At 60.2% G+C, this 251-nt stretch carries 1 pseudogene; it reads left to right on the top strand.

Features of this window, described 5'->3' with window-relative positions:
• Positions 1 to 251 (top strand): annotated as a pseudogene (locus tag SB816_RS33665) (sugar ABC transporter permease); the annotation flags it as partial.

Genomic DNA, 251 nt, shown 5'->3' with positions numbered 1-251 from the left:
CGCGTCATCACGGACGATCCGGATTTCTGGCACAGCATCCGGGTGACGTCGGTCTTCACGGTCTTCTCCGTTTTCTTCACGATGATCCTCGCCATGGGGCTGGCTTTGCTTCTGGCCGGTGCCGATATGATGCGGGTGAGTGTGCGCACGCTGCTCGTAATACCTTTCGCCATGTCGCCTGCATTGCTCGGCATATCCTGGCGCTTCCTGTTCAATCCGGAGTTCGGCGCATTTGCCGCCGTGGTCGGCGC

Origin of the sequence: Achromobacter sp. SIMBA_011 (assembly GCF_046535435.1) — a bacterium.
Taxonomy (GTDB): domain Bacteria; phylum Pseudomonadota; class Gammaproteobacteria; order Burkholderiales; family Burkholderiaceae_B; genus Achromobacter; species Achromobacter dolens.
Note: the sequence above shows the minus strand (reverse complement) of the source record. Positions and strands in the feature narration are given on the sequence as shown.